The sequence below is a fragment of the Stenotrophomonas sp. SY1 genome, from assembly GCF_021202945.1.
Classification (GTDB): domain Bacteria; phylum Pseudomonadota; class Gammaproteobacteria; order Xanthomonadales; family Xanthomonadaceae; genus Stenotrophomonas.
The window spans coordinates 336,566-360,101 of the sequence record NZ_JAJOYR010000002.1; the positions used below are offsets into that span (position 1 = coordinate 336,566).

Annotated in this window: 14 protein-coding genes; 7 read left to right on the forward strand and 7 right to left on the reverse strand. The window is 61.5% G+C overall.

Features of this window, described 5'->3' with window-relative positions:
• Window positions 1-76 precede the first annotated feature (76 nt).
• Window positions 77-2,143: a S9 family peptidase gene (locus tag LR961_RS13025; protein WP_232149958.1), complete on the reverse strand. Its 2,067-nt coding sequence runs from the start codon at window positions 2,141-2,143 to the stop codon at window positions 77-79.
• A 477-nt stretch (window positions 2,144-2,620) separates the two neighbouring features.
• Window positions 2,621-4,588, reverse strand: a complete 1,968-nt coding sequence (locus LR961_RS13030; protein WP_232149960.1) for an oligopeptide transporter, OPT family — start codon at window positions 4,586-4,588, stop codon at window positions 2,621-2,623.
• Between the two features lie 208 nt (window positions 4,589-4,796).
• Here LR961_RS13030 and LR961_RS13035 point away from each other — a divergent pair, with 208 nt between their 5' ends.
• The 7 genes from LR961_RS13035 (at window position 4,797) to LR961_RS13065 (ending at window position 16,973) form a co-directional block, all read left to right on the forward strand.
• Entirely contained in the window at window positions 4,797-6,560 is a 1,764-nt protein-coding gene (locus LR961_RS13035) for an oligopeptide:H+ symporter (RefSeq protein WP_232149962.1), read from the forward strand.
• A gap of 195 nt (window positions 6,561-6,755) precedes the next feature.
• Window positions 6,756-7,418 (forward strand): hypothetical protein, encoded by a 663-nt coding sequence (locus LR961_RS13040; protein WP_232149965.1) that lies wholly within the window; start codon window positions 6,756-6,758, stop codon window positions 7,416-7,418.
• Between the two features lie 217 nt (window positions 7,419-7,635).
• Window positions 7,636-12,675, forward strand: coding sequence for an autotransporter domain-containing protein (locus LR961_RS13045; protein ID WP_232149975.1), 5,040 nt, complete (start codon window positions 7,636-7,638; stop codon window positions 12,673-12,675).
• A gap of 491 nt (window positions 12,676-13,166) precedes the next feature.
• Window positions 13,167-13,802: a GNAT family protein gene (locus LR961_RS13050; RefSeq protein WP_232149977.1), complete on the forward strand. Its 636-nt coding sequence runs from the start codon at window positions 13,167-13,169 to the stop codon at window positions 13,800-13,802.
• Window positions 13,799-15,502, forward strand: coding sequence for a fatty acyl-AMP ligase (locus tag LR961_RS13055; protein WP_232149979.1), 1,704 nt, complete (start codon window positions 13,799-13,801; stop codon window positions 15,500-15,502). The genes LR961_RS13050 and LR961_RS13055 overlap by 4 nt, the downstream gene beginning before the upstream one ends.
• Entirely contained in the window at window positions 15,499-15,729 is a 231-nt protein-coding gene (locus LR961_RS13060; RefSeq protein WP_232149981.1) for an acyl carrier protein, read from the forward strand. Before LR961_RS13055 ends, LR961_RS13060 begins: the two co-directional genes overlap by 4 nt.
• Window positions 15,726-16,973, forward strand: a complete 1,248-nt coding sequence (locus tag LR961_RS13065) for a cytochrome P450 (RefSeq protein WP_232149983.1) — start codon at window positions 15,726-15,728, stop codon at window positions 16,971-16,973. Before LR961_RS13060 ends, LR961_RS13065 begins: the two co-directional genes overlap by 4 nt.
• An 84-nt stretch (window positions 16,974-17,057) precedes the next feature.
• Here LR961_RS13065 and LR961_RS13070 read toward each other — a convergent pair whose 3' ends face one another.
• From LR961_RS13070 to LR961_RS13090, 5 genes are all read right to left on the reverse strand, one after another.
• Window positions 17,058-19,016 carry a S9 family peptidase gene (locus tag LR961_RS13070; RefSeq protein WP_232149985.1) on the reverse strand — a complete coding sequence of 653 codons (1,959 nt, stop codon included), beginning with the start codon at window positions 19,014-19,016 and terminating at the stop codon, window positions 17,058-17,060.
• 213 nt (window positions 19,017-19,229) lie between these two features.
• On the reverse strand, window positions 19,230-19,616 hold the full coding sequence (locus LR961_RS13075) for a DUF596 domain-containing protein (RefSeq protein ID WP_232149987.1): 387 nt from the start codon (window positions 19,614-19,616) through the stop codon (window positions 19,230-19,232).
• A gap of 336 nt (window positions 19,617-19,952) precedes the next feature.
• A complete protein-coding gene (locus LR961_RS13080; RefSeq protein WP_232149995.1) occupies window positions 19,953-20,963 on the reverse strand; it encodes a hypothetical protein in 1,011 nt (336 codons plus the stop codon).
• A 566-nt stretch (window positions 20,964-21,529) separates the two neighbouring features.
• On the reverse strand, window positions 21,530-22,399 hold the full coding sequence (locus tag LR961_RS13085) for a hypothetical protein (protein WP_232149996.1): 870 nt from the start codon (window positions 22,397-22,399) through the stop codon (window positions 21,530-21,532).
• Window positions 22,400-22,413: 14 nt separating this feature from the next.
• The gene (locus LR961_RS13090; RefSeq protein ID WP_232149997.1) at window positions 22,414-22,866 is read right to left on the reverse strand and encodes a YraN family protein; all 453 of its coding nucleotides are present in this window, start codon (window positions 22,864-22,866) and stop codon (window positions 22,414-22,416) included.
• Between the last annotated feature and the right edge of the window lie 670 nt (window positions 22,867-23,536).

Sequence of the window (23,536 nt, forward strand, 5' to 3'; positions counted from 1 at the left end):
AGGGGAGCTTTCGCTCTATCCAACCACCGCCAACAGACAGAAAAAGAGGGCATGCCAACGCATGCCCTCGCTTCCATTACTGACCGATGTGCTGCTTCAGCCAGTCGTTGACCGTGTCATGCCACTGCACGCTGTTGTGCGGCTTGAGCACCCAGTGGTTCTCGTCCGGGAAGTACAGGAACTTGGACTCGATGCCCTTGCGCTGCAGCGCGGTGAACGTGGCCAGGCCCTGCTCGACGGGGATGCGGTAATCCAGCTGGCCCTGCACCACCAGCATCGGCTTCTTCCAGTTGGCGACGTGGTTGACCGGGTTGAACTTCTCGTAGTTCTGCGGGACCTCGTATGGCGTGCCGCCCTGCTCCCACTCGGTGAACCACAGTTCTTCGGTGGCGTAACCCATCGCACGCTGGTCGAACACACCGTCGTGGTTCACCAGGCACTTCCACGGCTCGTTCCAGTTGCCGGCGATCCAGTTGACCATGAAGCCGCCGTAGCTGGCGCCCAGCGCACAGGCCTTCTCGCCATTGAGGAAGCCGTACTGCTGCTGCGCAGCGGCCCAGCCCTTCTGCAGGTCTTCCAGCGGGCGGTCGCCCCAGTGCTGGCTGATCGCGTCAGTGAAGGCCTGGCCGTAGCCGGTGGAGCCGTGGAAATCGATCATCACCACCGCGTAGCCCTGGCCCGCGTAGGTCTGCGGGTTCCAGCGGTAGCTCCAGCCGTTGCCGAAGCTGCCCTGCGGGCCGCCGTGGATCAGGAACGCCACCGGGTACTTCTTGCCTTCCTGGTAGTTGTGCGGCTTGACCACGTAACCGTGCACCGTCTCGTTGTTCCAGCCCTTGAACGAGAACTGCTCGAAGTCACCGAAGTCCACTTCCGGCAGCATCTCGGCCGCACTCTGGGTGATCGCACGCAGCGGTGCGCCGGCAGCGGTGGTGCCGGTCAGCACCTGGTCGCCGCTCTTGAGCGAATTGCGGCTCAACGCCAGCGTGTCGCCGGCGATGTCGAAGGAAGAAATGCTGCCCTCGCCCACCAGCTTGGTCGGCTCGCCGTTGGCGATGTTGACCGCGAACAGCGGGTGTTCGCCCATGTCCTGCGCGGTGGTGTAGATGGTCTGGCCATCAGCCGACAAGGTGATGCCATCGGCCGAGCGGTCCCACTGCGGCGCGATCTCATTGGCCTTGCCGCTGGCCAGGTCCAGCGCCATCAGGCCGAAGCGGTCAGCTTCGAAGCCCGGGCGCTTCATCGCGCGGTAGAACAGGGTCTTGCCGTCGGCGCTGAACACCGGGCCGGCATCCCACGCCGGGTTGCCCGCAGTCAGGTTGACCGGGGCGGACTTGCCGGCGGCATCGAGCTTGTACAGGTCGAAGTTGGTCGACCACGATTCCTGGCTGCCCTGCACGCGGATGCTGGCGACCACGGACTTGCCGTCCGGCGACCACACGAAATCCTCGTTGCCGCCAAACGGCTTGGACGGCGCATCGCCGGCCAGGCTGGCGCTGATCGCCGAGGCGCCCTTCACTGCGCCAGCGCCGGCAGCCGGCAGCGGCGCCACGAACAGCGTGTTGCGGCGGCCGTCAGCCCAGGTGTCCCAATGGCGCACGAACATGCTGTCGAACACCTGGCCGCTGGTCTTCTTGGCCTTTTCGGCTTCCAGACGCTTGCTGGTGCAGGCCAGGTCCGAGCCGCAGTCCTGGAACACGCCGGCGCTGAACACCACGCGCTCGCCCTGCGGCGAGACGCGGTAGCTGTCCACATCGGTGGCGAAATCGGTCAATTGCTGCGGCGCACCGCCGGCCAGCGGCATCAGGTACAGCTGCTGGCTGCCGTTCTTGGCGCTGAGGAAATACACGCTCTGGCCGTCGGCCGAGATCGAAGCGGAATTGACGTTCCAGCCTTCCGGCGTGAGGCGCTTGGGCGGCGCCATGTCGCGGGTGCGCAGGTCGCGGATCCACAGGCTGCTGCTGGCCTTCAGGTCGGCATCGACCACACGCTTGGCGAACACCACCTGCGCACCATTGGCGGTGAGCAGCGGCGCGGACACGCGGTCCAGCTTCACCATGTCGCGGACTTCAAAACCGCGTGCATTGGCCAGCGAAGGCAATGCGGCAAGCAGACACAACGGCAACAGGGCATGGCGAAGCTTCATCTACATCTCCGGCGAAAACGGCAAAGCGCCGATGGTAGGGCCGCAGGTGCGTGGGGTGCAAAGGCCATCGGTCATGCCCTGCGGCCAAAGATGGCAAAGGCCGGGGTGGCCTCTCCCCAACCCCTCTCCCGTAAAGGGAGAAGGGCTTGAGCGGTCTTCCCGGCCCAAAGGAATGCCGCACGCTCTGTTCCAGCCCCGCTCCCCTTGCGGGAGAGCGGGTGGGGAGAGGGCAGGCCCCCTTCGCAGAGGCTGCCGTGTAGGAGCGGCGCAAGCCGCGAGACTGGTGATCCAGCCACCTGTCGAAACATCTGCAATTGCTGCTGTTTCCTGCCACGGCCGGCTGCGTCAGCTTCGCGGCTTACGCCGCTCCCACACGACCGCCGCCCCTGCAACCGAAATGCGGGCCTCCCCTCCCCCACAAACGGCCATCCCCGCCGGAGCGGGGATGGTCGTCAAAACATGGCGATGGCCGGGCAATTACATCTTGCCGCCAGCCTTCTTGCCGACGCGGTAGATCAGCCAGCCCACCAGGGCCAGCACGGCCAGGCCGATCCACTGCGAGGCCGGCAGCTGCACCGGCACTGCCAGCACGTCGGCGCGCTCGGTGATCACGATCGGAATCGCGATGGCGATGCCCATCAGCGCTTCACCGGTGATCAGGCCGGCGGCGAACAGCACGCCCGGCTTGTGCACGCGGTCGCGGCCTTCTTCGTCATCGGCGCGGACCTTGTGGAAGCGCTCGACCAGGTGGGCAATCAGGCCACCCACGAAGATCGGCACCATCAGCTCCAGCGGCAGGTAGATACCGATGGCGGCGGCCAGCACCGGCACGCGGAAGCGCTTGCCGGTCTTTTTCAGCCATTCGTCGATGGCGATGATCAGCGCACCGACAGCGGCGCCCATGCCGATGAACAGCCACGGCAGCTCGCCGCCGAACAGGCCACGGGCAACCGAGGCCATCAGGTTGGCCTGCGGCGCTGCCAGCGAGTTCGGATGCTCGGCGGTCGGCGCACCGATGCCGTAGGCCTGGGCCAGCAGATTCAGTACCGGCGCCATGATCAGGGCGCAGGAGAACGCGCCGATGCCCAGCATCAGCTGCTGCTTCCACGGGGTGGCACCAACGATGTAACCGGCCTTGAGGTCCTGCAGGTTGTCACCGCCCACTGCGGCGGCGCAGCACACCACCGCGCCGATCATGATCGCGGCCACCGCGCCCAGCGGCGCGCCGCCGACACCGACCTTGGTCAGGCCGTCTTCGCCCAGCAGCACCACCAGCACCGCCGAGGCGAACAGGATGGTGGAGATGGTGATGCCCGAAACCGGGTTGTTGGACGAACCGATCAGGCCGGCCAGGTAGGCCGACACCGACACGAACAGGAAGCCGGCGACGATCATGATGATGGTCATCGGGATCGACACGTGCCACTGGCCGACGATGGCCTGGTACAGGCCCAGCAGCGGCAGGGTGAAGGCGATCAGCGCGATCAGCATCCACTTCATCGGCAGGTCGCGCTCGGTCTCGGCCAGCGCCGGGCCACTGCTCTTGCGGGCCGCAGCAAAGCCGCTCTTGACCCCGTTGAGCAGCGACTTGCGCAGCGAGAACAGCGTCCAGATACCGCCGATCAGCATTGCGCCGACACCGAGGTAACGGATCTTGGCGCCCCAGATGGCGAACGCGGCTTCGGCCGAGGACGCGCTGGCGATCTGCGCGGCCAGTGCCGGGTCGGAGTTCATGAAGAACGCCTGGTACAGCGGGATGGCGATGTGCCAGGACAGGATCGCGCCGGACACCACCACGATGCCGACGTTCAGGCCGACGATGTAGCCCACGCCCAGCAGGGCCGGCGACAGGTTGGTGCCGATGAAGGCGGTGACCTTGGAGCTGCCGATATAGGCCGACTGGGCCCAGGCATCGGGAATCAGGCGCATGCCGCTGGCTGCGGCCACCTTGACCACCGCACCGATCACTGCCGACAGGGCCAGGATCTTCAGGCCCGGGCCGGGGTTCTCACCGGCCTTGAGCACTTCGGCCGCGGCCTTGCCTTCCGGGAACGGAAGCGGGTCTTCGACGATCATCGAGCGGCGCAGCGGCACCGAGAACAGCACGCCCAGCAGGCCGCCCAGACCGGCGATGCCCAGCACCCACCAGTATTTGAAGTCCGGCCAGTAGCCCATGATCACCAGCGCGGGGATGGTGAAGATGACGCCGGCGGCAATCGACGAGCCGGCCGAGGCGCCGGTCTGGACGATGTTGTTTTCCAGGATCGAGCCGCCGCCCAGCAGGCGCAGCACGCCCATGGAAATCACGGCAGCCGGGATGGCGGTGGCGATGGTCAGGCCTGCGAACAGACCCAGGTAAGCATTGGCGGCGGACAGCACCACCGCCAGCACGATGGCAAGGGCCACCGCGCGGAAGGTGAGCTGCGCGGGCGCGGCGTTGTTCATGGAAAGCCCTAGGATGGCAAAAAACCGCTCCACGCTAACGCCGGCTTAACGGCAAGTCCAGTCACGGTGCCGCATCTGCCGGCACCGGGCACAACCAGAGACCGCATCCGGCACAGCCACGGCACCGTTTGCGCGCGATGCGGCAATGCGGCATCCGCCCCATCGGGGGCGCCCCTATACTTGCCGGCTAACCTCATCGCGGCCACCGATGTCCACCAGCACCCTTCCCGCCCCCTCCTCCAACGATTTCCTGGGGCACCCGAAGGGTGTCTACGTCTGCTTCTTCACCGAGATGTGGGAGCGCTTCTCCTTCTATGGGATGAAGGCGCTGCTGTTGCTGTACCTGACCAAGTACCACCTGTTCGGCGACAAGGCCGGGCTGGACCTGCTCGGTGCCTATGGCGGACTGGTGTACTGCATCCCGGTGTTCGGCGGCATGCTGGCCGACCGTTGGCTGGGCATGCGCAAGGCAGTGGTGTTCGGCGGAGTGCTGCTGGTGCTCGGCCACCTGGGCATGGCCTTCGAGGGGCACGAGGCGCAACGGGTTGCCGGTGAAGTAGTCCGCGACGAGACCGCGCTGGCGGTGACCTATCTGTCGCTGTCACTGATCATCATGGGCGTGGGCTTCCTCAAACCCAACATCTCCACCATCGTCGGCAAGCTGTATCCGGAAAACGATCCGCGCCGCGACTCGGGCTTCTCGCTGTTCTACGCCGGCATCAACCTCGGGGCGTTGTTCGCCTCACTGGTATGCGGCTTCCTCGGCGAAGCCTACGGCTGGAAGTACGGTTTCGGTGCCGCCGGCATCGGCATGCTGGTTGGTCTGGGCATGTTCCTGTGGGGCCAGAAGTACCTGCACGGCCATGCCGAACCGCCACAACCGACCGCACTGCGCGAACGCGTGCTCGGCCTGCCGCGCGAAGGGCTGATCTATGCCGTGGCCGTGGTCGGCGTGCTGCCGGTGGCGGCCTTGATGTGGGCGGCAGCCAACGGCGCGTTCGCACTCGGCGGTGAAATCAGCCTGGCATTGATGCTGATGATCGTCGTACTCGGCGGCGTGCTGCTGTGGTTTGCCTGGTTCACCGGCACCCACTGCACGCCGGTGCAACGCCAGCAGATGATCGCGCTGATGGTGCTGATCTTCATGGCGCTGGTGTTCTTCACCCTGTACGAGCAGACCTACGGTTCGTGGGTCACCTTCACCGATCGCCTGCTGACCAAGGACCTGGTGCCGTCGCTGGTGATCCGCGAAGGCACGCCGCTGCCGTGGTCGATCATCTCGCTGGTGCTGGCGCCGCTGGGCTTCGTGCTGGCCGCGCGCCTGTCCGACCGTGATCCCGCTTCGAAAGCACCGCGCACCTTGTTCGCCATCATCGTGATCGCAATGCTGGTGATGCTGGTCCGCGATTGCCTGGTGCTGCCGCAGACCGCCGGCTCGCTGACCTACCTCGGCGCGTTGTTCCTGGTGTTGCTGGCACCGTTGTTTGCCGCCTTGTGGGCGTGGCTGGACAAGCGCCGGCTCGATCCTTCCAAGCCGGTCAAATCCTCTTTCGGGCTGGTGTTCGGCGCACTCTCGTTCGTGCCGTTGGCGCTGGCCGCGCAGCAGGTGGGCGCGACCGGGCAGATGGCCAGCGTGTGGTGGCTGGTGTTGGCTTACCTGATTCTGGAGATCGGCGAGATGTGTCTGTCGCCGGTCGGCCTTTCCGCCGTGACCCAGCTGGCGGCACCGCGCGTGGTCAGCCTGATGATGGGCACCTGGTTCCTGGCGACCGCGTTCTCCGAAGCATTGGCGGCGCTGTTCGGCAAGCTCGCTGCGATCGATGTTCCCGAAGGCGAAGTGATGAACATCGCCGAGGCTGCTGCCCGTTACGAACATCTGTTCTGGCTGCTGATGTGGCTGGGGCTTGGCTGTGCAGTGCTCGCCCTGCTCGCTTCGCCATGGTTGAAGCGGATGATGCACGGCGTGCGCTGACGCAGCCGCCCACGGCCCGCGACCGATTTCGGTCACGGGCCGCAACCAACGCTTCTGCCCGGGGGAGCTACATTTGGCGCCATGCTGGTCTGACTAGGCCAGCGTCGCCCGAAGCGACTTCATCATCACATCGCCAATGCCCCCTGCCCCTGCATGCTCGCTGCATCTTCACAGCAAGCGGTTGCCGGAGCCTCCATGTCTGATGTGCGCTGGACGTTCCCTGCCATGACCACCGCGTATTCGAGTGGTCCAACTGCCGCACCGCTACCACCACCGGTACCGGTGCAGATCACCAGCAACGGTTTTCAGTTGCGCACCCTTCGCCAGGCCGATGTCACACCGCGCTTCGTGGAATGGATCAATGCTCCGGCCATGCGTACCGGCCTGAACCTTTCGCCGCAGGCCATCGACGACACCACGCTGCGCGGTTACATAAACGGCTTCGATGGGCATCGAAACCACATGATCGGCATCTTCGACCAGGGGTTGCTGATCGGCTTCTACACGCTGGATGTCAATGCAAAACATCGCGTTGCCACCGTGACCGCTGGCATCGGCGAGACCGGCTGCGAACATCGGCGCGTTTACTGGGCGACCATCGATGCGCTGATCGATCACTTCTTCATCTATCGCAACATCGACAAGATCACTGCGCACGTACTCGCACGCAACCGCGCCATGCTGTTCAACTTCATCGACAACGGACGCTTTTTCTTTGAAGCCCGGCTACGCGATGAGTGCCTGGACCAGGATGGCCAACGCCACGACGTCCTGATCTTCGCTGCCTTCCACAAGGGCGAGCGTCCCGCTGGATTGCTCTACACCCCGCATCTACAGCGTGCACTCTCCTGCCCCTGATGCCTGCACCTGCGCCCAAGAGGGCTGATCCACGGCTTGCCACTGTGGTTGATGCAGACATAGCGCATCGGCAAATCGTTGATCCGAGCACGCGCATGCGGCTCGCGACGCAACGTATTCATCCATGTGTATAGACACTTCATTCACGGAGCCCCCCCTCCACTACCGGCTCGGAGTAACCACACGATTCCCATAGGGCACCGCCCAAGGAGCAGACATGGTGCGTTCGACGAAGCCCAGCACGCAGCATTGCAAACGCCCGCGCCGGTGGGGATTGGCCAACAGCATCAGTGTGGTACTTGCCTCCCAGGCGTTCCTGTTGACTCCGGCAGCGGTGCAGGCACAGAACGCATGGGTGGGCGGAGTCAGCAACGAAATCACGGATCTGGACAACTGGGCCGATGGTCAAAGCACCGGGGAAATCGGTGATGCCCTCATCAACGGCAATACGCCGAATCTGCCGGTCTGGACGATTGGCAAACCCTCCGTCTCGCCCAACTTCAGCGAGACCTATCTGTATGTGAACTCGTTGACCATCGGCGATGGCAGCGGAAGCAACGGCCTGCTGACCGTCAACACGCTCCTCGCTGACAGCTACCGTCAGGCGCAGTTCTACGTGCAGAGTTCAGGCACTTCGACCCCCATAACGGTAGGTGCTGACGGTGGTACAGGCGTACTGACCTTCAACCTGCACAACGGCGTTCCGCAGCAAGGCACCGTCCTGAACATCGAAAGCCGCGGGGAGCAGTCCGGCTTTGTCGTCGGCAAGGGGGCCGGCAGCAGCGGCACGGTCAGCATCCAGGGGCTTGGCAACAGTCTCTACGCACAGAGCATGTCCAACCCTCTGTCCTCGGGAAAAGTTGTCTGGAACGAGGCAAACCACATCATTGGCAGTGATGGCGGCACCGGTACGGTCACCGTGCAGGATGCGAGCTGGATAACCCAGCATGGAGCATCAGACCCGGTATCCGGCTATCCGACAGGTTCAACATTAACCCTGGGAACTGGCAGCGGCAGCGTAGGCAACGTCAACATCCTTGCCGGCGGCAAGCTGCACACCGGCGTCTATCCTTCCCCTGGCTACCGCACCTCCGATGTCATCGGCGCCGATGGTGGCAATGGTGCCCTTACCGTCTCGGGCGTCAACGCTGAAGGCTATGCCAGCAATGCGAACTTCAGTGGCGGATTGGATATCGGCAATGGGCTTGATGCCGTCGGCACCGCCAACGTACTGAGTGGCGGCAAGCTGCTTACCTATGTCGGCGAACAGTCTCTCCACGACCCGGTGACGGGTGGCTTTGTCACTGCCCCCACCGCGCAGATCGGGCTCGATGGCGGTACAGGTCAAGCGACGGTCTCCGGCTCGGGCTCCATCTGGTATGTCGCTGGCGCGACATCGGAGTACAGCAATCGACACATAGACAATGACGGTGTGGACCCGGATGACTCCTCTGAGTACATCTACCCTGTACAGGATGATCTGCTGGACCAGACTGTTGGTCACCTGCATGTCGGCGTCTCCGGCACGGGCAGCCTGACCATTGCCGATGGCGGCGTGGTAGCGCTGGGCACCGCCTATCTCGGCAATGTCTATGAAACAACGCCAACCGACCAGTACAGCTATTACGGGCTGCTCCAGTTCGACGAAGGCCAGGGCACCTTGTTCCTCGGCGAAACCGCAACCGGCAATGGCACGCTCAACATCGGCGCTGCTGCTGGCCAGGCTGCCGCCGCCAGCGGTGAACTGCGTGCGGGAATGATCCAGTTCGGCCCGGGTGCCGGAACCGTGGTGCTCAACCACACAAACACCGCGTACGTCTTCAGCACACCGCTGGTCGGCAATGGGGTACTTGCCAACCACGCCGGCACTACCTGGCTGCAGCCGCATACACCGGTGCCGCTGCCCACGCCCCCACCGTCGCCGCAACCGACCGACAACAGCGGTTTCACCGGCACCACCGAGTTGTATGGCGGCACGTTGGGACTGGGCTACGCGCTGGCACTGGGCACCAGCGCGGTGCAGGTCAAGGGCAATGCCAAACTGATCTATGCCAACGGCATCGACATCAACAACACGATTGATCTGCAGGCAGCCAACACGCTGACCACCTCGGTTGCCGATGGCGGCACGGCCACGCAGACCGGCGCGATCTCCGGCACCGGCAATCTGCTCAAGGCCGATGTAGGCACCTTGGCCCTCACCAGCGCGAACACGTACACCGGTGAGACGACCATCGCCGGCGGCACGCTGGCGTTGAGCGGCGCCGGCAGCATCGCCCAGTCCAGCCGCGTGGTTGCTGATGGCATCTTCGATATCTCCGCGGCTACCAGCCCGGTGTCGATCCAGCGCCTGGCCGGCAGTGGCACGGTCAACTTCGGCAGCCAGTCGCTGTCGCTCACTGCTGCGGCCGATACGTTCGCCGGCAATCTGGCCGGCACTGGCGACTTCAACGTGCTTGCCGGCGTGCAGACCCTGAGCGGTGACAGCAGCGCATTTGCCGGCAACACCCACGTGCAGGGCGAGTTGTGGGTCAACGGCAGCCTGGGCCTTGCCAGCACGCTTACCACGGTAGACAACGGCGGCCTGCTCGGCGGCGGTGGCGTGGTCGGCGGTTCGGTGCTGGTCAACGACGGTGTGCTGGTGCCTGGCGCAATCGAATCGGTACCCGGACAACTGCGTATCGGTGGCGACCTGACCTTGTCGCCGGATGCCACCATGCGATTCCTGTTCGGCCAGGCCGGCGTCCCCGGCGGCGCGTTGAACGACCTGCTCAGTGTTGGTGGCAACCTCGTACTGGACGGCACCTTGAATGTCACCGAGGCTCCAGGCGGCGCATTCGACCCGGGCATCTACCGCGTGATCGACTACGCAGGCACGCTGGATGACCGTGGCCTGACCCTGGGCAGCCTGCCCCCCTCGTCCGGAACCGTCACCGTACAGACCAGCGTGGGCCAGCAGGTCAACCTGGTCCTGGTGCCCACGGGCACGCAGGTCACGCTCAGCTTCTGGGACGGCGCAGCCGGGCCCAAGGACGATGGCCAGATCAATGGCGGCAACGGCATCTGGCAGAACAGCACCGGCAACAACAACTGGACCAACACCGACGGAACCATCAACGCAGCCTTCGCCGATGGCAGCTTTGCAGTGTTCACCGGCGCGCCCGGGGATGTGACCGTGGACGGCAGCCTGGGCGGGATCGAAGTCGTCGGCATGCAGTTCGCCAGCGGCGGCTACGTGGTGGGTGGTGACGCCATCACCCTGCTCGGCCCCGAGGCCATTGTGCGCGTTGGCGCCAGTACGTTGGGCCGCAGGGAATTCCTGACCCGCGGCCCGGAACACCAGGCCACCATCAACGCGGTACTGGCCGGCGATGCACGCCTGGTCAAAAGTGATGCCGGCACGCTGGTCCTCAACGGCAACAACACCTACAGCGGTGGCACCTACATCCGCAACGGCCTGGTGCAGATCGCCTCCGACCAGGCACTGGGTGCCAGCACTGGTGCACTGGCGTTCGACTTCGGTGCGCTTCGCAGTACCGCCGACATCACCTCGGCACGTGCCGTCAGCGTGGAAACCAGCGCCACCTTCCTGACCGCGGACGCCACCACGCTGACACTGACCGGTGCACTCACCGGCAGCGGCGCGTTGGTCAAGGGCGGTGGCGGCGTCCTGCACCTGACCGGCACCAGCAGCTTGTCCGGTGCCACGCAGGTGGCTTCCGGCATGCTGAAGGTCGACGGCAGCCTGGCCGACTCGGCGGTGACCGTGGACTACTCGGCCATCCTGGCCGGCAACGGCAGCGTGGGCAGCACCGTCGTGCGCAGTGGCGGCATCATCAGCCCGGGCAGCTCGATCGGCACGCTCACCATCAACGGCGACTACACACAGGAAGCCGGCTCCCGCTACATCGTCGAAGTAGACCCGACATCCAGCGCATCCGACCTGATCGCCGCCAGCGGCGCGGCAACGCTCGGCAACGGTGCATTGCTGCAGGTGGTACGCACCAACGACGCGCTGTATCGGGCCGGCACCCGCTACACCGTGCTCAGCGCCGACGGCGGCGTCAGCGGCGAGTTCACTGCGCAGGGCGAGCTGGCGGTATCGCCGTTCCTGACCCTGACCGACACCTACGACGCCAACCACGCCTATCTGGAAGTCCTGCAAACCGGGCAACTGACCGACGTGGACTGCACGCCCAACGCCAACGCCGCTGCAGGCGGTGCGGGTGGACTGGCACAGGATGGCGACCTGAATACCGCCCTGCTCAACCAGCTCGACAACGCCGCCGTCTGCGACGCGCTGGGCCAGCTGACCGGCGAAATCTACGCCTCGCTGCGGGGCGCCCAGCTGGAAGACAGCCGCTTCGTGCGCGAAGCCATCGGTAACCGCGTGCGCGGCGCCAACATTGGCCCGCATGAGGAAACGGTCGATGACGGCGTGTGGGCGCATGCGTTCGGGTCGTGGGGCCGCTTTGACCACGGCAGCGACACCCAGGTGTTGAGCCGCGACATCAGCGGCCTGTTCGTCGGTGCCGACTGGTCGCTGTCCGACGCCTGGCGCATCGGCCTGCTGGGCGGCTTCAGCAACTCCGATTTCGACGTGAACCGGTGGCGCTCCTCGGCCGACAGCGACGACAAGCACCTGGCCCTGTACACCGGCGGTGAATGGGACAACGGCTTCGGCTTCCATGGCGGCCTGGCCTACGCCTGGCACGACATCGAGATCAAGCGCCAGGTGGACTTCGCCCATTTCAGCGACCAACTGCGCGCCGACTACAAGGCCACTACCCGCCAGGTGTTCACCGAAGCCAACTACCGCATGCAGATGGCGCACATGGTGCTGCAGCCGTTCCTCAACGTGGCCTATGTGCAGTTGGACAGCGATGGCTTCAGCGAACACGGCGGTGAAGCCGCATTGTCCGCGCGCAGCCAGGACAACGACCTGACCTTCGCCACGCTGGGCATGCGCAGCCTGCGCCAGTTCGAACTCAGCGGCGGCGGCAACATCACGCTGCGCGCGATGGCCGGTTGGCGGCATGTGTTTGGCGACCGCAGCCCGAACGTGGACCTGGGCTTCATCAGCGGCGGCGCCTTCACCATCCAAGGCGTGCCGCTGGCGCGCCAGGCGCTGGCAGCCGAACTGGGCGTGGAAGCCTCACCGCGAACCAACCTGCGCCTGGGCCTGACCTACTCCGGCCAACTCGGCGGCGGCATCGATGACCATGGTGGCAAGGCCTTCGTGGAATGGAAGTTCTGAGATCGGAAGCCAGAGATCAGCCACCAGCAACGCCAAGGGCGACAACCATTCTGATCGGCGCCCTTCTCCCGCAGGTGAGAGGGGTAGGAATGGGAGCCGCTTCAGGAAGAGCAGAAAGATGGAAGCCCCAGCACGGAATCCTCGCCGACCTCCCGGTCACCTCCCCCTACCCACCGGCGCTGCCCGGAGCAACTCTGACCTGCGGATGTGGAGCAAGGCTGCGCCTCGACACCGGGCAACGCCTGCCTCCAGCGTTCCGTGACCCCACTCCTCGCGCCAGCATTCAAGGCGCGAAGCTGCGATCAAATGAGAGCCTCGCATTCTCCACGTCGCCTTCACATCCCCCGATCCCATATTCAATTGCATCAGGGGTTGCTGCCCCTCGCTGCACACCGATCTGACAGTCCCAGACCTGCACCATCACATCGCTTCTCAGTACACGCACCGACACGCGTGTCGGATCAGGACACTGGGATGCAACAGGAGGTTCCATGCCCGAAGTGCGTTGGACGTTTCCGCCGATGACCTCGCGCCCGGCGCATGCCGCCCAGCCATCCCCAGCGGCTGCATCCCCTCCGGTGCAGATAGGCACCCACGGCTTCGTGCTGCGCACGTTGCTGCCCGCCGACGTCACTCCGCGATTCGTTCAGTGGATCAATGCACCAGCCATGCGTGCCGGCTTGAACCTGGCCCAGTTGAATTTCGATGAAGTGCGCCTGCGTCAGTTCATCGCCTCCTTCGACGGCCGCCACAACCACATCATCGGCATTTTCGACCAGGAACTACTGGTGGGCTTCTACACCGTTGATGTGAACCTGGCCCACAAGGTTGGCGCGCTCACGGCCGGCATTGGTGAAGAAGGCTATGCACGCCGCAAGGTTTACTGGAACACCATCGATGCGCTGCTCGATCACTTCTTCGTTTACCGCGAGCTGGACAAGATTGTCGCGCGCGTGCTGGCCGGCAACAGCGCCATGCTGTTCAACTTCGTGGACAACAGCCGCTTCTTCTTCGAGGCACGCCTGCGTGAGGAATGTCTTGGCCAGGATGGCAGGCGCCAGGATGTGTTGGTTTTCGCTGCCTTTCGCGAGGGCGAACGTCCGCAGGGTGTGAGCTACCTTCCGTGAGGGATACACCCACCCGCAATACCGACCTGGCCTTGCAGCTGGGCGGCTTCCGCAACCTTCGCCACGCGCTCAACTATGCGGCCGACGGCGAAACCGGCATCAACTTCCACGACGCCCGCGGCAACCTGCAAACAGCAATGAGCTATAACCAACTGCGCGCCCACGCCTTGGTCGCGGCAACGCAGCTGCGGGCCATCGGCCTGCAACCCGGGCAGCGGATGGCGGTGATCGCCGACACCAGCGCCGCCTTCCTGGCGCTGTTCTACGGCGCGCAGTACGCCGGTGTCGTGCCGTGCCCGCTGCCTTATCACGCATTCCCCGGCGGGCGTGATGCGTACACGGCGCAGCTCTCCGCATTGCTCGCAGCCAGTGGCGCACGTTGGTTGTTCTCACCACGCGCCACGCTCGGCAGCGCCGAGGCCGCTGCCATGGGGCATCGCGCGCAGGTAATCCCGCTGGAACTGCTTCCCGCGCACAGCACGCAATCACAGGCTCCCGAAGCAGCTGAAGTCGAGGCGGACATCCCGGCCTACGTCCAGTTTTCCTCCGGCTCCACCGCCACCCCCAAAGGCGTGGTGGTGCGGCAACAGGCTTTGATGGCCAACGTCGACGCCATCGCAACGCACGGCCTGCGCATGCATGCCGACGACCGCGCCTGTTCCTGGCTGCCGCTGTATCACGACATGGGGCTGGTCGGCTTCTCGATCGTGGCGATGTGCGCGCAGCGCAGCGTGGACTACCTTGCGCCACATGCCTTCGCCGCACGGCCGCTGGCCTGGTTGGAACTGATGTCGCGACAACGCACCAGCATCGTCTATGCGCCCAGCTTCGCCTGGAAGCTGGCGGCACAACGCTATCAATCAGCGACACCGGACATTGATCTGTCCGCGTTGCGCGTGGCCGGTGTGGGCGGAGACCAGGTACGCAGCAACGACCTGCACGCCTTCTCCCACGCATTGGCCGCGAGTGGCTTCAGGCATCATGCGTTCCAGCCGAGCTACGGCCTTGCCGAAGCCACCCTGGCCGTGAGCATGGGCGCGCTGGACGCGCCACCGCGCAGCGATGAAGCACCCGCAGCGGCTGATGGCACGCTGCACCCACGGCAGTTGCTTGGTTGCGGCAAGCCGTTGCCCGGCATCGATGTCAGCGTGCGCGACAGCGACGGCCATTCGTTGCCCGAACGCAGCATCGGCCACTTGTGGATACGCGGGCCGAACGTGATGCGCCAGTACCTGCACGCCACCGATGCCGACGCATCACCGCAGACCGATGGCTTCCTCGATACCGGTGACCTGGGCTACCTGCATGAGGGCGAATTGTTCATCAGCGGACGCGCCAAGGACCTGATTCTGGTACGTGGCCGCAACCTGTGGCCACAGGACATCGAAGCCGCCGCAGCTCAGGCCGCGGCCTTGGACGTGGCCGATGTCGCAGCCATCGGCGTAGAGCGCGATGGCGAGGAAGCGCTGTTGGTATTGGCCGAATGCGGAAGCGATATCGAACGCCAGCAGTGCACTCGCGAACAGATCACCGAAGCCCTTGCCACCAGCTTCGGCATCCGCGCCGAAGTGGTGGCACTGCCGCCGCACGCCCTGCCATTCACCACATCCGGAAAACTGGCGCGCGCACGCGCTAAAGCAATGTATCTCGATGGCTGCTGGCCACCGACCAACGTTTCCCACATGGAGGACATCACTTGACCGCATTGCTGGAAGCCAAGGAACTTCTTTCCGGCTGTCTGTTCGTGCCTACCGAAAAGATCGGCGACGACGACAAGCTGCAGACCATCAAGGAGTTGGACAGCCTCAGTTTTGCCAGCATCGTGGTGGAACTGGAAAGCCGCGCCGGGCGTGAAATCGACCCGGTCGACCTGCTGGAGTTGCGCAGCGTGCGCGACGTGGCCGCATTGCTGGAACGCTATCGGTGAACCAACCCAGTGACATCTGCAACCGGTTGTACGCGTTGGCTCGCGAGCGCAATGGTCAGGACGTCATGCTCGATATCAATGGCGTACCGATGCTGGTGCTGCAACGTCATGAGAGCGCCGACCATGTACTGCGTACGCATGCGGCGCACTATCGCAAGGACATGGCCTGGTTTCGCCAGGCCTTGGGTGCTTCGCGCTTCTGCGAAGAAGGCGAAGCCTGGCGGATACGCCGCAGGATCACCCACGAACACTTCACCCATTTTGACCGAGAACACACCTGCGCATTGGCAGGCCAGCATGGTGCCCATGCCGTACAGCGGCTACTGGCCGACAGCGCCAAGGGGGCGCAGACAATCGACGACCACGTGCTGCGCACGATGACGGTCTCAATACTTGTGGAGAACTTCCTGGGCATTCCGTTCCAGGACACGGGCATTGATCTGGCCCTGATTTCCGAGCTGATGGAATACGGCTCGGCCTATTCGTTCGTGCCACCCGGCCGCACCGAAGCCTACTACGCCCAAGGCCTGCGACGACTACCCGGCCTGCGCAGGGAAATCCTGCAGCAGATGCGTGTCCTGCGCGATGGCAGCCTGCCTACCAGCCCCATGCTGGCCGACATGCTCCGTGCCGACGTGGACCCGGCCAACGACATCGTGCTCGAACACGAGCTGGTCACGTTCCTTGCGGCCGGCGCGGAAAGCTCCGCCTCCACCGCTGGCTGGGCGTGTTATCTGCTTGCCCGGTATCCGGAAGTGCAGGAGCGCCTGCGCGACCAGGTCATGCAGCTCAATCCCGCCGATGGCTGGAATGCATTGACACAATGCACGCCTCTGGAAGACTTCATTTCCGAAGCACTGCGTCTGTTTCCGCCGTCGCCAATCATCTCGCGCCAGGCCACGCAAGCCGACCGTATCGGCATTCATCATGTAGACAGCGGCCAGAACCTGTTGATTTCCTTCATCGGCATCGGCCACGACGCACACATGCGCGATGACCCGTGGACGCTTGCAGGCACACCCGTCGTGCGCGGCCCTACTGCTGGCAACCGAATGGCCTTCAGTATCGGGCCACGCATCTGCGGCGGAAAACTGTTCGCCCTGGTTGAACTGATGGGCGCGCTGGCCGCGTTCCTGCGCCATGCGCGGTTTGAACTCACCTGCGACTCCCCCCCGCGCTTCCATTGGAAAGCGCAGCTGCTGCGCGAAGGCGGCCATCCAGTGCGGGTGACGCCACTGCACTGAGACGTTGCCGTTGCACAGCGAAGCAACGCTCCACTGTGCAACGACCGCTGAGGCTCTCTGCCAAGTCCTACACGGCAGCTCCGGTCACTTGGCGGTGGCGCCGCCCAGATGCCGCGACAGGAACGCAAGCAGCTGCGTGTAGTACTCACGTTGATGTGGCTCGGTATAGAAGCCGTGTCCCTCGGTGCTGTAATACAGCGACTCCACCGGCACACCTGCCTTGCGGAGTGCAGCCTCCATCATGCGGCTGTGTTCGATGGGTGCTCTCTCATCTTCGCCGCCGGCCGCCAGAAACACCGGCACCTTGATCTTGTCCGCAAGCCGGTTGGGTGAAACCGCCGCCAGCGCGGCCTGATCCTCGCCCACCCAGTCCTTGGACCAGTTGCCCAGGCTGCGCCGCGTACGGCCGTCCTCGCGCTGCATCATCGGCAGGTCGTAAACACCGACATAGCCTGCAGCGCATTGGTAGAGCGTGGGTTCCTTGGCCACCCCCATCAACGCCGCGTAGGCACCATAACTGGCACCGTAAATGCATATCTTCCCTCCGGCGGTGTGACCTTGCGCCATCGCCCAGCGCGTGGCGTCGGTCACGTCGTCCTGCATCGTGCCGCCCCATTGGCGTGCACCGGCACGTTCGAATGCCCAGCCATAGTTGCCCGAACCGCGGTAGTTGACCTGCAACACCGCATAGCCGGCAGAAGCCAGCATCTGCGCGACCCGGTCGTACTGCCATTGGTCGAAGATGCCGAACGGCCCGCCGTGCGGCATCACCACCATCGGCAAACTGCCGTTGGTGCCGCGCGGCTTGGTGAGGTAGCCATGGATGGTCAGGCCATCACGCGCCTGGAAGCTGAAAGGCTCCACTTTCGCGGCCAGCTCCGGGTCAATCCAGCTTCCGCGGCTGACCACATGGTCCACTTTCTTGACCGCCGGCTCGTACAGATAGAAGTCGCCAGGGTTCTCGCCCGACCAAACCTTCACAAGCAGCAGCCGCCCGTCCTTGGTGCTGGAGGTGACCGTCACCGATTGCCGAGGAAACGCCGCTTCGAGGCTGCGATGCAGCCGCGCCTCCGGCACCGACTCATCGAAGAACAGATTGCGATGCCGGCCATCCATCACCTGCGCACCAATCGGCATGGACGTGCCGCTGCGAATGATGAGTTCAAAAGGGTCGGCACCCTCGTCATGCAACACCGTCGCGCGAGTGCCAGCAACCGGATCCCACGCCACGATGCGGTCGGTTGCCTTGTCCTCGCCGCGCACCAGCAGGTAGGCAAGCCGGTTGTCGGCAGAGAAACCCAACGGTAATTCGATGCGACCTGTTGCCACTTGATCATTGATCAAGCGCCAATCGGTCCCCGCCGCATCGCGGTAGTAGAGCTTGCTGCTGTTGTCCACGTTTTCGCCGACCGCCAAGCGCACTTCACCGCTGTTGTCGGTGGCAAACCTGGCCCACCGCACCGGTGCCCGCGCGACCGTGATGCGGCGACCACTGTTCACATCCAGCTTCTCCGCGCGGGTGAACGGCTCTTCCGTGCCCATCGGCCAAACCGAAATCACCACGTTGCTTTCATCAGCAGGCAGCGTATCCACCAGGAACGCCGCGACACTTTCCACCTTCTTCGGCTGGATGCGCGTACCAGGACCATTGCCCAGCATGCGGAATCCGACCAACAGTTCTGCCTTGCCTCCGTCGGCGTTGACCGCATAAAGCTCACCGGTTCGCTGCGGCTCGTCCAACATGCCGAACTTCTCGGCCAGGCCGATCACCACCCGCTCATCGTTGGCCCATTCGAAATCATAGACGTGCCCATTGCGCCCCGGCACGAACGACCCCGAAGGCTTGTTGCCCTCGCGGGTGAAGATGGTCAGTACGGTCTTGTCCTCAAACGGGACGGTCGCCGCGTAATACTTCCCGCTCGGCGAAATCTTGATGTCATTGAAATCATCCTTGCGGATGTACTGCCCCAGATCCACGGCCGCGTGGATATTTCCCGCCATGGCACCAAGCACCAAGGCAATCCCAAGCGTCACTGCCTTCATATCTCTCCCCAAAGTAACGGACATCCGATCCGTGGCCGGATTCTAGTCTGCTGTCTTCTGGTTTGAGTAGCGGGTGGGCTGCGTGCCAGTGCACGAGGTGGAAAAGTCGGGTTGGGAACGCAACCTGGGGCTCCGCTTGACTACCTTGTCCATGAAATCCGGGGCAGTTCACTCTGACCCCTGTTCTTTTTAAAAAACCTCGTGGACACCCAATCAGGCCCAATCAATAAACTCCACCCCATCCTCCCCCTTCAAAATCCAAGCCGGCTCAGCCGGGCAAGCATCAGTGTAGAACCAAACTGCATCCCCTCCCATATCCACACCCTCCTCTGACGAGGGAAAACGATCATTAAGCAAATTCAGTTTATCTTCAATACTTCCATCTATAACCTCACCAGCCTTATGAAGCATCAAGAGGTTTGAATCCATAAATCTCTTCAAACACCTAAAGAAGAAATCCTTGCGCCCATCAAACCCCGAAAAGGCCTCAGGAACGGCCCATCCAGGGCAATACTTCGTATACGACCAAACACCCCCAAAAGACATTCCTTGTGTATTGAAATAAATTTCGTCAAAAACCTCCTCAGACACTTCCAACATTGCACCCCCAAATTTCGCCACCGGAACTTCAACTCAACCCGTTTGTCAAGGTTATGCCCCAACAACCCATTTAACTGCGCATTACCCTTGACATCTATCGCCCAACGAGCGTGGCTGGCCTGCTGCGAACTTGACACCGACCTTAGCGTAACGACGGACCCATCTGAAAATTCAGGGAAGCAGGGGTCAGAGTCCGATTCTTACGAATCTCGACTCTGCTCCTGTTTCTGTTCCTGTTTCTGTTCCTGTTCCTGTTCCTGTTCCTGTTCCTGTTCCTGTTCCTGTTCCTGTTAAGCGAAACATGACCCCGGCGTCTTTTTCATCTCTCCATCCTGTTTAATAGAAAGGAAAAATACGCCACCAAAGCCCAGCTTGCACCCTATTCTCACCCGACTTCTCGTTCGAACGCACCTCACCCAAATCGGGAATTTCTTGGGCGCGCAACCTGGAAACCGTAGAGAACAACACACCATCCGAATACATCGGCTTAGATTTTGGCAGAAAAACATAATTCGGCGCGAATAAAGAATGATTCGGCTGCGGAATTGGCACTCCGCACAGCTGGCGAAGGCGAAAAAAAGCCAAAATCAAGATCGGCAACCTGACGGCAATGAGGTCGTTAGCGAACTCCCGCCCTTCAACCAAGTACGTCCTAGATACGTAATACTCACATAGCCACTCAACTCCGTCCGTCAAAGACGAGACATCCGCATCACGCCAATGCGCGAGAAGAAGATCAAGATTCAGCGCAACATCAGAAGCCTCACGACCAACATGCTCAACGTCATCGCCATGAAATCCTTGCCCCCATCCATCGAAAGATAAGTCAAAGAATTCAAAGCAAACTCGCAAAAACCAATGATTCAGAGGCTGAGAATAGGTCAGCCTAACATCGGAGAATCGCCGTCTACGGTAAAGAAGAAGTATCTCATTCGCCAAGACTCTAGCTTCATCCAACCACCCCCAAAATACGCACTCCGCCAGCGCTCGAACAGCGTTCGAAAATGAAAGTGGCGCTGTTTCCACAATTGATCGATACTCGACGAGTTGAGACCAATAGTAATATGCACTGGACTTCTCTAATAGTTCAGTCCAACCAGACTCTCCAGAGAAAATCTGGACCGTTGCTTGGCAGCGATATTCGATAGAACACTGCAAAGATTGCGCGACATCAAAAGCAAGGGGCTTTCCCGCCAACCTGCCTCGAAAGCAGTTTTTCCCTGCTGCATAGCACTCAAGTTCCCTTCGTCTTTCCTCCATGATTCCAAACTGATCGACGAGCAGGCTCTCTGCCGACTTTCTCAGCTTCACTTCTGAACGCCATTTACGATGCTTCACATCCTCCACAATTAATCTCCGGTATGCGCTGACGGCCAAGGACGCAAGGTCGCAGAGACCTTACCAGATCCACCACGTCCGGGGACCTCTACCTGCATTAGCCCATGGCTAACGGAATATCCTTTCTGCGCGACCATTTTCTTAACCTGGCGAGCCGTGGCGATAGCGTCTGGGGATAGCGCTTGCCCGGTAGTCCGGCCGGACCCACTTGCCTCGGATATCCAACGATCGAATCTATCGCTCAAATCATGCCTCAGCGTTCAACCAACGTTGCAGAAAACAGGGGTCAGAGTCGATCTCTTGCGAAACCTGACTCTGACCCCTGTTTTTCTATAACCGGGCCCGGCTTCATTCAGCCCTCGGCTACACCACGCCTTTGCAGATTGAGCAGCAATATCAACAAGTCAGAAGTGTCCCCTGACTACCCTATCCATGGAAACCGGGGCAGTTCACTCTGACCCCGGTTTCACGCTGAACTTCTCTACTTTGGCATAACCCAAAAAACTGAGAGGTGGTAAGTGGTCGCGGGCGCGTAACACATCCATCAGCTAAGACAAAGAGATCATCCTAAAACCTCAAGAAAAGAACGATCCAAATTTCTCCTCAATACGATCAAGATACAAATCCGCAACATCTGGCACCGCAGTATCCAGCATCATCAAATGTTGTCCAACCTCGTTCTGAACGGGAGAAAAATCGATGCCCCTCAATGAATTCAAACGGACTATTGCGACAACCTCAAACGGAATAGCGTCGAATGGAGGCCATTTGAAACCAGGAATACGCCCCCTGCCATCATCATCAGTATTGGCGTAATGGTATTTCAGCAAAGAGGGGATCAGTTCAACCACGCCACTTGTTCCCCATGCTTGGATTACATCACTGTACACGCCAAATGACTCCTCCCTATCAGGAGAGTGAAGCACAATCAAGTGCTCCTCCTGAAGATACCGCTCACCCAACCACACCGCAAAATTGGCAGCATGATGATCCAAATGGGCATTCTTGGAACTCTCATCACCAAGCACGACTCGAAGTGCATCCAACATTAATTCGACACGCCCCCTATCACCAAGAGCAACAAAAGCAAAAACCAAACATGCGATGTTGGGTATAAGAATAGAAAGACTTCCGCCGGGCACTTGAGAATTAAGAAATGAGCGCTTGGTCGCAGAGGCGACACGAATCCGCACCTCCCAAAAACGGTATAGCAGCGAACGACAAATTGCTCCATCTTCAACAAGCCCGTCCTCAATCGCTATAAGCCCTTTAGAACCGTAAAAGATGGACAAAAAAGGAAGTGAAGTCGAAGCCAGAAGCAGGCTATCAAACGACTCATCGTTCAAACTTCCCTGAAGCTGCGCAAACTTTCGGGCGGCCATCATATCTGACTGCGATAACCAGTCGCGGTAATCCCTAATAATCCTTTTGTAGTCACGCGTCATAGCCCTATCCTTCGTCATTTCCTGGCCCAAGGAGATATTCTAAGCATCTCACCACTCAAATCAATACCAACAACATTTCCCCGAACCTGGTCCGGCCTCATATTAAAATTCATCAACATTTCTTCAGCAAGCATCTGATCAGCAGCGCTGATATTTTTGTAGCGCCCTGTCTTTGTTGCAGCCTGGGTAAGTACGTCCTCAACAAAGAAATCCATACTCTGCTGTCGCGGAGATAGATCCCCCACCGCATTGGTCCTCGATGTTTTTACCTCAATAAAAACCAACGAGCCATCCGGCGACCTCGCAACAATATCGATCCCATTCCCGCTTCCATTTTGAATTGAGAAGACATCAGTAAAGTTATTGTCTTTAAGGAACAACCGTGCAATATCCTCCCCAACGTCACCAATTTCTTTATTGGTAAGATTAGAAAGATCTTTACCCCGAACAGACGCAAAAAGATCCACGCTCGGCTCAGGCACGAAATTGTCCGCAGCGCCTCCTATCCCTGGACTTGGCTTATTCCCCCCACCTACCCCGGCTTCAAGGGCGCCACTAACTTGACTATTGCGCGGTATAGCGGGGCGACTTAGCGCTCCGCCTGTAACTAGATCGTTTGAACGCCCAACATCCGCAGCGAGGTCCTCGACGGAAAACAGGGGTCAGAGTCCGATTCTTACGAAACCCGGCTCTGACCCCTGTTTCTAGACCCCTGCTTCTAAACCCGACTCTGACCCCTGCTTCTCTCGCCCAGCAGGCTTCTTACAAACCGATCAAGCGGGCCATATGGCAGCAAGGTGTAGATCAGACACGCTCTCAGAGGTACAAATCGCTCGCCATCGAAGATGGTTGTTACTTCCGTTCATATGTCCTCCGAGACCCCATTTGCAAAACGAGGGGCTGAACGTAAAAACAGGGGCAGAGTCGAGTTTCTTGGAAACCTGACTCTGACCCCTGTTTCAATATGGCAGCAAGGCGTAGATCAGACACGCTCTCAGAGGTACAAATCGCTCGCCATCGAAGAGGTTGTTACTTCCGTTCATATGTCCTCCGAGACCCCATTTGCAAAACGAGGGGCTGAACGTAAAAACAGGGGCAGAGTCGAGTTTCTTGGAAACCTGACTCTGACCCCTGTTT